The 9,713-nt window shown below is 55.6% G+C and carries 8 protein-coding genes and 1 pseudogene; 3 read left to right on the top strand and 6 right to left on the bottom strand.

From position 1 onward, the window contains the following. Window positions 1–39 precede the first annotated feature (39 nt). The gene (locus D3227_RS44690) at window positions 40–558 is read left to right on the top strand and encodes an SET domain-containing protein-lysine N-methyltransferase (protein ID WP_120019303.1); all 519 of its coding nucleotides are present in this window, start codon (window positions 40–42) and stop codon (window positions 556–558) included. 341 nt (window positions 559–899) lie between these two features. On the opposite strand, the gene D3227_RS38985 is transcribed toward D3227_RS44690, so the two are convergent. Further along, window positions 900–1,265 carry a helix-turn-helix domain-containing protein gene (locus D3227_RS38985; protein WP_120019304.1) on the bottom strand — a complete coding sequence of 122 codons (366 nt, stop codon included), beginning with the start codon at window positions 1,263–1,265 and terminating at the stop codon, window positions 900–902. A gap of 180 nt (window positions 1,266–1,445) precedes the next feature. On the opposite strand from D3227_RS38985, the pseudogene D3227_RS44685 reads away from it, so the two are divergent. Beyond that, window positions 1,446–1,775, top strand: a pseudogene (locus tag D3227_RS44685) (transposase); the annotation flags it as partial. A gap of 114 nt (window positions 1,776–1,889) precedes the next feature. Continuing rightward, on the top strand, window positions 1,890–2,501 hold the full coding sequence (locus tag D3227_RS38975; protein WP_167481062.1) for a FadR/GntR family transcriptional regulator: 612 nt from the start codon (window positions 1,890–1,892) through the stop codon (window positions 2,499–2,501). Here the strand turns inward: D3227_RS38975 and D3227_RS38970 are convergent, their stop codons facing one another. The 5 genes from D3227_RS38970 to D3227_RS38950 all read right to left on the bottom strand — a co-directional run. After that, window positions 2,502–3,395 carry a GlxA family transcriptional regulator gene (locus D3227_RS38970; protein WP_245452139.1) on the bottom strand — a complete coding sequence of 298 codons (894 nt, stop codon included), beginning with the start codon at window positions 3,393–3,395 and terminating at the stop codon, window positions 2,502–2,504. Between the two features lie 303 nt (window positions 3,396–3,698). Beyond that, window positions 3,699–5,735 (bottom strand): NADH:flavin oxidoreductase, encoded by a 2,037-nt coding sequence (locus D3227_RS38965; protein ID WP_120019301.1) that lies wholly within the window; start codon window positions 5,733–5,735, stop codon window positions 3,699–3,701. 88 nt (window positions 5,736–5,823) lie between these two features. Then, entirely contained in the window at window positions 5,824–7,845 is a 2,022-nt protein-coding gene (locus D3227_RS38960) for an MBL fold metallo-hydrolase (RefSeq protein ID WP_120019300.1), read from the bottom strand. Between the two features lie 52 nt (window positions 7,846–7,897). Further along, complete coding sequence (dddP, locus tag D3227_RS38955; RefSeq protein ID WP_120019299.1) at window positions 7,898–9,226, bottom strand: dimethylsulfonioproprionate lyase DddP; 1,329 nt, start codon at window positions 9,224–9,226, stop codon at window positions 7,898–7,900. A gap of 153 nt (window positions 9,227–9,379) precedes the next feature. Continuing rightward, window positions 9,380–9,713: helix-turn-helix domain-containing protein (locus D3227_RS38950; RefSeq protein ID WP_147377810.1), on the bottom strand; the 334-nt coding region annotated here is incomplete at its 5' end.

Raw genomic sequence — 9,713 nt, 5'->3', positions numbered from 1 at the left:
CGCTCAGGCGCTGGCGATCAATCGGCGAAACGGTGAGGGATATTCCTGTGCGCATGCGCCAAACTCGCATGCGCACTCGCGAAAGGGAATCCCAAGCCGGACTCTTATGTTAGGCGGAAACCACTAGAAGCGATTCGGACGACAAATTCGATCCAACTGGATTGGGATATTCACGCTCTCTTTGAGAGGCCGGCTGTCATTGCCAATCATTCTTGTGATCCCAATCTAGCGATCGTGCCTAATCGGTTCGGGGCCCATGATTTTATCGCTAATCAGGAGATCTTTTCTGGCGTCGAAGTCACTTGGGATTACGCCACTTCGGAGTTCGAGTGCTTCGGGGTGTCGGTTTGTCTTTGCTCGGCGGCGAATTGCCGAGGTGCAGCCGGAGGCTTTTCCAAGTTGCCTCTCGATCATCCAATGCTCGTGTCGCGATTCTACGCATCATACCTTTCTCGAGGAAACCCAGCGTACTATCCGAGGGAAATGGATAAATCTCAGACTTTGTCGGCTCCTAGCAGTTCGAACCGTCCTGCACATACAGCAATCCGCAGACCGTGAGTTGGCCATGCTACCATTTGCATGACGTGCAGTTGTTAAGACGCAATCTGACAACGGTGTCGAAGCTGAAGTGGAGCCGAGGCCGGGCGCGGAGCGGTCGGGATGCGCAGTGTTCTGGACGTTGCCTCTGCGGTCAAATCTGAACTCACTTGCCACCCCTCCCGCCGCAGCAGGGTTGCGATCCGGCGATATCCGTAGTGGGCGTTGCCGAGAGCCAGCTTCTGAATGAGATCGCGCAAACCTGTCTCGGCCCGACGAGGGGCCGAAACCAGCCAGTGACGGAAATAACTCGCGCGCTGACGCCAGCGAGCCAGCACATTCGCCTTGCGACAGGCCGGTCGTCATCTTTTCGATGACTTTGAAGATCCCGTTTCGCCGGGAGCGCTGCTCCGACGATGATCTTCCTCGAAGTGCCGCAAGGCTTCTCGGAAAAAATCGAAATCGAGCTGCTGTTGCCCGACTTTCTGCTCCAATTCCCTGATCCGGCGCCTGGCCTTGGTCAGTGCCTTTTCCTGAGGTGCCAGCACGTCAACCGCGCTCTGCGGCTGCGCGGCCCCGTCAACTCCGGCTGTCGATCTGGCCGGCCGGCCGCGCCGACGCGACTTCAGACTGCTGTGGAGCCTGAGCTGATCACGCCACTCGTAAAGTCGTTGGCGACTGATGCCAACCTCATCTGCCAACGTCCTGACGGTTTCGCCTGCCTCCATGCGCTGGAGAAATTCCAGCTTTTGATCCTCATCAATAACTCTTTGCCGTCCGGCCCGGGTCTCGCGACCTGACCGGGTGAGGTAGAGCGTGCCGTTGTGGATGACGCCGTGGTGGATGCGAGTGTCGAAGTCGAAGCGCGTTGGATGTCGGTCATGGGGTCCTCTTAGGTTGCCGGTTTCTGGCGAAAGGGATTGCCTGCAGGTAGTACGATCATCGTCGATGTCGAGCGGCGCTCTGTTGTCGACCTCCTTGAGGATCGCAATGTGGAGAGTTGCACCGAATGGTTGCGACGCATCCTGAAATCATAAGCCGGGACCCGCTGTGGGCTCTATGCTCGGGCTGCATGCTCGGGCTGCCCGCCAAGGGGCTCCGCAGGCGCTCCAAGTCGCCGACCGTTTTCATCTTGTCCAGAACCTCGCATGGCGATCGAAGAGCAAATGAACATGTACGGATGCGCGACAGGCAGAGCGCTCCTGGCCGATGCCGATAACATCTGTACAGCGTTTCACCTGTAGCGAGCGCGTCTCAACAATGCCCGGACGGTGATGGAGTGCACCCCTAGACTATGACACAGAAAATCGCGGACAGTTTCCCGGCAGGGAGAGGAAACTGGGGCATGGGGCATGGTGGTGCCGCAGCAAGGGCGCGGCATGTTCATCAGCGAGACGCCGGCGCCGCGCAACTTTTCGATCCCGGACGAAGCGCTGAGAACCTTGTCCGAAACCATTTCCTTGCTGGAGCTCAGGTTGAGCGTCGAAGTGGAGTCCGCCGGGCTCTGCGCGGAACGGCGGACCGACAAGGAGGCAACTGAAATCCGGGCCCTGATGGAGCAGGGCGATGCCCAGCAGGCGGATCCCGCGGCCGTCCAGATCCATTACGATTACGATTTCCATCTGGCGATCGCCAAAGCCGCGCGCAACGAGTTCATCCACGGCTTCCTGAGCTATCTGCGACCGATGATCGTGCCACGCTTCCAGCTCGGCTACGTCGTCGAGCCGGAGCTCAAGGACAGTTACTACGCGAGCATTCACAACGAACAAGCCATCGTCGATGCCATCGAAAAGCAGGACGGCCGCGCAGCCCGCCAGGCCATGCGCAAGCATCTGCACAACAGTCTGGGGCGCGTTCGCGCCCTGGCGAAAGCGTCGGGCGTCGAGGCAGTCGAGGCGGAGCAGAAAGCCGCCGCGGCCTCGCTCTTCACCAAGTTGAAAAAACCCGTACCGATGGGCAGATAGCTACGACACCTCAGGTACACGGGCTACCATGCGCATCACATTTGGTGCCTCTCCATAGTGCTCGCGAAAGGTCTTGGAGAAGTGAGATGGGGACTCAAAGCCGCAAGCGAACGCGATCTCAATTATTCGAAGTTCCGTGGATTCAAGCAACTGTCGCGCACGAGAGAGCCGAAGGTTCAAATAGTGTCGACAGGGAGTTGTCAAAAGGTAGTTATGGAATAGTCGCTCGAGCTGACGGCGTGACGAGCTGACCATCTTCGCTATCCTGTTTAGCGAAAGCGGGTGCTCCAAGTTGCTCTCCATTAGCCGGATTGCGCCGATGAGCTTGGCGCTGGCCCCTGCCCGACGAAGACTGGCCGGCATGGCGGCAGGTTCGGTCCCGTGACGAGCCGTATCCGTCGCCATGTACCGGCAGACCGTCCGTGCCAGCTCATTGCCAAATACCTTCTCAATGGTATCGACCATCATGTCGAAGGCTGCGAAACCTCCAGAACAAGTGATAAAGGGCTCATGCCGCACGCAGAGCGCCGTCTCGACCTTTAAATCTTTGAATCTCTCCGATAGGGCAGCGGCTTTGCGCCAGTGAATCGTGCATCGGATGCCGTCAAGCAGGCCGGATTTCGCGAGAAGCCAAGTTCCCGTATTTACTCCGAAAAGTGTGACTCCACGTCGCTTATAAAGCCGTAGCAGCGAGATTGCTGAGGACGTGCAAAATTGCTCGACCGCTTCACCCGCGCAGACAATTGCCGCATCAGGCACCGAGCCGCCGTTGACTGCGGCGCGCTCTGATTCTATGTCGGTCGTTACGCCGAGTGATATGCCATTCGCGCACTTGACCGGTCCGACAGATAGACCAATTATCCGCCATTTGAAGAGCTCCCTTCGCGACAGCATGTTTGCCAATCTCAACGGCTCTATGATTGACGAAAGGCAGAGTTGAGAGAACTCCGGAACCAGCAACACTGACACGTGGTAGCAACGCGTATGTGCCTGAGAAAAGTGGATCGGAGTCACTCGCGGAGGGATGACGTCTGTTCTGAGGCGAGAAGTGGTTCTACTTATTATTGTGTCCATCGGGCCCTTCCTAATAAGCTGGAGGCCGCCAGACTGCCTTCGGCAACATAGCCCCAACGCGCCGTCGACACGTCACGGGCTTAAGATGACTTCTTACAGGCAAGGAGCCTCGTATGCGGCGACTTAAACCGCCGCCATAAAGCGATGGCCATCGTAGATCGCTGAATGGATGTTGCGGCTTGCTACCGCGTCGCCAATCCGAAACAGCTGGAAGTCCGAATTGGGATTATTGATTTTCTGTTGCGGCTGGATCGCGATAAGCGCCTTGTAATCCACCTCGCCTCCGTTTTTGGACAACGGCTTGAGCGCGAAGTAGACGTCTTCGATCGGCTTTATGCCGTTCTCGACAACAACCTGATCAACGATTTTTTCCGAATACTCCTTAGTATAATCGTCAAGGAATACTGCAGCGAGCTTATTACCGCGCCGTTCGAGCCGATCGATCCGCAGATTCATCGTTACCGTCACGTTCCCTTTCTTAAGGGACTTGAAATAGGAGGGATAAGTTGTTGCGCCGATATCCTGAGACAGAGTTCTGGTAGGGGCAACGACCTCAAGATCGGCGCCTGCCTCGACAATGAATTCTGCAGCGGTCATAGCGGCATGAGTACCGGCATCATCATAAAGGAGAACCGATTTTTCCACGGGAACATTTCCGCCCAAGATATCCCAGCTGGTTGTGGCCAACTCCTGGCCTTCATGAAGGGAATCCAGATTAGGCAATCCTCCCGTCGCGACAACCACCAGATCAGGGTTTTCTGCAAGGACGTCGCTCGCATCCACGTAACGATTATACTCGATCTGTACACCCAAGCGGGCGCACTCAGCCAAGCGCCAATCGACGATACCGAGGATTTCACGCCGCCTTTTCAGTGCAGACGCTATCAATATCTGCCCCCCGGCCTTGGGGGCGGCTTCAAATACTTTTACGCGGTGACCGCGTGCAGCAGCCACTCGCGCGGCCTCTAGACCTGCGGGACCTGCACCAACGATAACAATATTGCGGTGAGGTCCGGCGGTACGAACAATCTCGTGAGAAAGCGAAGCTTCACGGCCTGTTGCTGCGTTGTGCACGCACGAGGCCTGCCCTGTGTAAATCGAATCGATGCAGTAGCCCATCCCGACGCAGGGCCGAATCTGGCTTTCTCGGCCTTCGATTATTTTTTGAGTAATGTGAGGATCAGCGATGTGGGCACGTGTCAGCGCAACCATGTCGAGCTTGCCGCTCGCAATTGCGTGGCGAGCGGTGGCGACATCTTGAATTCTAGCTGCATGGAATGTCGGTATTCCAACCGCCCGACGAACTTCGCCCGCAAAATCCAGATGCGGTGCCGATGGCTTGCCCATGCTTGGAATAACATGACTCAGACCTTCGTCTTTCGATGAATGACCTCTGATCACGTTTACAAAATCGATCATCCCAGTGGCGGCGAGACGTCTGGCGATTTCGGTGCCCTCGTTTGCCGAAAGCCCTCGGTGCATGGCCTCGTCGCATACCATCCGAACGCCAACGATGTACTCCTGCCCGATTCGTTGGCGAATCGCGGTCAGGATACCCATAACCAGCCGCATTCTGTTTTCTAGCGATCCGCCGTATTCATCCTCACGCTTATTTGTCGCTGGAGACCAGGAATGCGCAATTAGGTGCGAGGCGCACTCAAGCTCAAATCCATCAAGTCCCGATGCCTTTACCCGTTCGGCGCTATCGGCGAATGCATTGATCACTCGCTCGTAATCCCAGTCCTCCATGGCTTTGGGGAACGCCCGGTGTACTGGTTCCTGAATGTGAGAAGCATCGATCATCGGCAACCAGTCGGCTTTATTCCAGGCCGTTCGGCTGCCCATATGCGTCATCTGGATCATTACCGCAGCACCGTGCGAATGGACGTCGTCAGCCAACTCGCGCAACCATTTCACCACCTCGTCTTTGTGAAGTTGGATATTTCCAAATGCTTGCGGGCTGTCGATGTCGACAACGGCCGACCCACCAATCATCGTTAACGCCATGCCCCCCTTCGCCTTCTCGGCGTGGTAAAGGCGGTATCGTTCTTTGGGAAGCCCCTCATCTGTAAAGGCTGGCTCATGAGATGTAGACATGATGCGATTTCGAAGCGTCAGGTGCTTAAGCTGGAGGGGCTGCAGTAGTGGGTCGTTTGACATGTGAGTGACTCGTTAAGGGTAATGTCGATGTCGGCACAACTACAGATCAAGCCGTAGTAAGCCCGACAAATGAAAAGCTTTCATCGCACTAGTGATTTGAACCTCGGACGGAGTGATCCGCTGCCGAAGCAGTTGTCAGGCCAGTGTCGTAGCCCCGCAGATGCACCTGTTGCGGGTCATAGTCGTGCAAGCACTTATATCGACCGTTTTTAGACGAGGGTTGGCGGGGCTGCTGAGCGTTGCCTGTAGTTGAGATGAGAGCCTCGCAGATAGGCCCCTGCGACAGGCCATCAATCAGAATCTCGGCGGTCATAAGCTTCCGCTGCGGATCCACATCTCCCGGCGCGAACGCGGTGAAGACAACTTCGCCCCGCTCTGACGGGCCAAGCGCAACGCTCTGTGTGTCGTCCCGGCAGACCCACCCAGACGCAGGAAGAAGTCTGGCGCCATATACAGCAACACGTTCTAAATTGTTACGGATCTTGATAGTATAGGTGATCTCGCCGCCGGGACACACCGCAGCAACATAGGGGAGCATCCGAGCCCAGAACAAATCTATGAAATGATCTGCGGGTTTACCCACAACTTCGTGGAATGCCATCTCCTTCCGTTTAATGTACTCTGAGTACTGGGCAATCCGTGAATGATCCATGGGGATTAAGTTTCCGTGCCCTGGACACAGAAAATCAGGACTTATTGTCTCCATTACCTTGGCGCAATGCCGGTGCATTTCCAACTGGAAGCTATTGCGCATCACCGTAAGCTGGACCGGAATGTCAGCGTCGATTTGCCCGGCCTGGGGATTGCAGAGGGCGACGTTGTCCCCGCTAAACAACATTCGCTTGCCATCGATCGTTCCTAGGATCATCGAGTGAAATTCGGTTTGGCCGGGGGCGTAATAGATTACAAAGTCGTGACCTCGCCAGTGGAATCTTTCTCCGTCACGTAGCACCTTGGCCACGCCAATTGGCTTGTTGAAGCAGCATGGCGTACTTGCCCACGCGGCCGGGTTGCTGATAACCTCAGCCACGCAGTCTAGCGCCCAGCATTGAGTTCCAAATTTACGCTGAAGATAGGGTATTCCGCATATGTGGTCGTCATGAATGTGCGTGGCCACGACAACTTCGATATGCTGCACCCCGAACTCATCTCGCATTTGATCGATATGATGTTCGACAAAGCGGAGGGCTTGTATACCTTCGTGATCAAGACCGAAATGAATCTGGCCTTGAGAGGCTGCACCGTAGTCAATCAGTAGCGCGTGTCCGTTTCCGCTGAGCACAATGTAGAAGTTCGAGCATGTGTAAGGCCCTGCCCAGAGCAGATGCTCAGAAATTCGTTGCAAGCTACTTTCATGTATCGTTTTCCAGTCTGGGTATCCGGTGTTCCACCCCGAGGTGAGAAGCCTGCCTATGTTGGCAAGTTCAGCTAGCCTTGACTCAAGATTAGCAATGTCCTCGTCAACGTGCCTAATAACTTCCCCGTGTGACGGATAGGAAATCACGACGCGCTCTTTTTTTAGGGCAAGTATGGACTGCATCGTGAATTCGACGCCGACCATATCAGCGTAGGCGTACTCCATGGCATGTAGTTGGTAGAGCTTGCCACCGCAGGTCATCAGGTCACCTGTAAAGGCGACCTTCAGCCCATCCACCTCTGCGATCAGAGTAATCATGCCGTAAGTGTGCCCTTTGGCAGGCAACACATAAAACTTGTAATCCTTCCAAGCGAAGGTCGTGTAGTCCTCGAGCACTGCGTCGACCGGAACGTTTTGTGCGAGGGAAAAAAACGTGTTGGCGTTGGTATAGTTATCGAAGATCCCCCGGGTTTGCCAATGAGCTTCAACGTCTTCGAACAAATGGCGCTCGAATTCGGGAACAGCAACGCTGGCTCCCCCTTTCCTCACTAAATGAGTTCCCCAGCACTGGTCGCGATGATGGTGTGTGTGAAGTACCCATGCAACACGTTCCACTCCAATGCAGTGAAGGTGATCAAGTACAGATCCTGATCCTGTGTCGATAAGGATACATTCGTCTCCACTCTTTAGCACGAACACGTTGCAGGTATCTCTGAACTCGAAGAGGTTCTCGGAGTGCTGGATGAGGTTCATCTGAGATTCTCCTCTGAGCAAAGTTCGTACCTGCCAAGATACGATTGCCGTACTAAGCCATTAAAGCGGCATCGAACGGACACTTAGTGAGGTTTTCGACTCCATCCTCTGTGATCAGGACTTGATCCTCGAGCTTAACACCGTCGCGGCCGCCCACGGCACCAACGTACGCCTCGACGCATAATGTCATGCCCGGCTCCAAGACATAATCAAACGCCCCGGGGACAAAATCCTCCGGATAGGCTATCGCCGGATACTCATCACAAAGACCGATACCGTGGATCATAACGCCATAGCGTTGCGGCACAAATTCCGCCGGAAGCCTGTGGCTTCGCTCCGTGATTTCCGTGAACGATACGCCAGGTTTAAGCAAAGCCATGTTCGTCATGATGTGCTCATAGGCAATGCCATGCAGCCGTCGCTGCTCGTCGGTCGGGTGGCTATCTCCGCAAAACCAGGTGCGGGAAATGTCGGCGCACATACCGTAAGGCCCGACCATGTCGGTATCGAAAGCGAGTAAATCGCTAGACTCGACCCGCCGAGGACCGGCCTCCTGCATCCAAGGGTTTGTGCGGGGGCCAGACGTTAGGATGCGGGTCTCAATCCATTCACCGCCGCGGGCGATGTTTTCGGCATGCAACACCGACCACAGTTCTGCTTCAGCTATGCCCGGGCGCAACTGTTCACGCATTTTCGCTACCGATATTTCGCAGGTGGCAAGCGAGCATCGCATTGCGTTAATCTCGTCGATACCCTTGATGGCGCGGGCATGCTCCATCAGCTGCATTCCGTTGCAGACTTCAATGTCGAGCTTGTCCAGTGCGCGGAGGCCTGGTACCTCGATCCTGTCGACTGCAAGACGCCGGTTCTTGCCTCCGAAGCGACGCATCAACTCGTCGACCTGTACTGCAAATGCCTTGGCAGCAGCCTCCTCTTGATCCCCAGCTACGAAGTAGAAGAAACCTGCGCCGCCGTCGCGGGTTTCGTTGATAAGCGGGAGGTGACTCGAAAGGTGACTGCAACGGTGAAAGTCCCAAAGGATCACATATCCGTCCGCCGACACGAACGTCGCTCGGGATGGGTTATGCATAGTCCAGATTTGCATGTTTGACGTATCTGTCGCGTAACGGATGTTAAGCGGGTCGAAGCAGAGTACGCCTGCGTAGTCCCGTTGACGGAGCTGCTGGACGATCCGGTCGAGCCGGGCTTTCCGCATCCGCTCTAAGTTGGGCGCAGTCAATCCCAATGCAGCCCATTCGGCAAACGCGAGATCCGTGGGCCCAATCTCCACGCGGTCATTGTCGTCAACGCTGCCGTCAGGCTTAAAAGCTCGTACCCGTGACGGATCTATCTTGCGGTTGGAGACGGAGAAAGTGGACATGGCTGGGAAAATCCGGGCTAATGAATGCCATTAGATTTAGTCCGAGTTTCTCGCGCCCATAAAGGGGGAAAAAACGATCATCCGGTATAAGTCCAACCTATCACAGTGAGCCTCGGGGCATCGCCGTATTAACTGTTGGGGTTAACACCTTGGTCATGTTCGCATATGCCTTCGCCACCTGGCTGCAGACTCAGGTCCTGGGAGCTCGCTCTCGTGCTGGGACCCGAGCCGGCGCTTGCTGATGTCGACCTGGCGGAGGCCATAACTCAGTTCATCGAGCCCAGCATCAACGTAGTGGAACAGAAGTTCTGCCTCCTTGTTGGGATGGAGCGACCTTTGTGTTCGTTCAAAAAGCTGCACCTGGAGAATATTTTCGAGATGCTTTATGGACTGGCCAACGGCCTGCGGGGAGACATGCAGCTCGCGTGCCGCGTTTACTAGGCCGCCATATCGCATGACGGCCCAGAACGCCCAAAGGGTGTTGAGG

Source organism: Mesorhizobium waimense (assembly GCF_003601975.1).
In the GTDB taxonomy this organism is placed as follows: Bacteria; Pseudomonadota; Alphaproteobacteria; order Rhizobiales; family Rhizobiaceae; genus Mesorhizobium; species Mesorhizobium waimense.
Note: the sequence above shows the minus strand (reverse complement) of the source record. Positions and strands in the feature narration are given on the sequence as shown.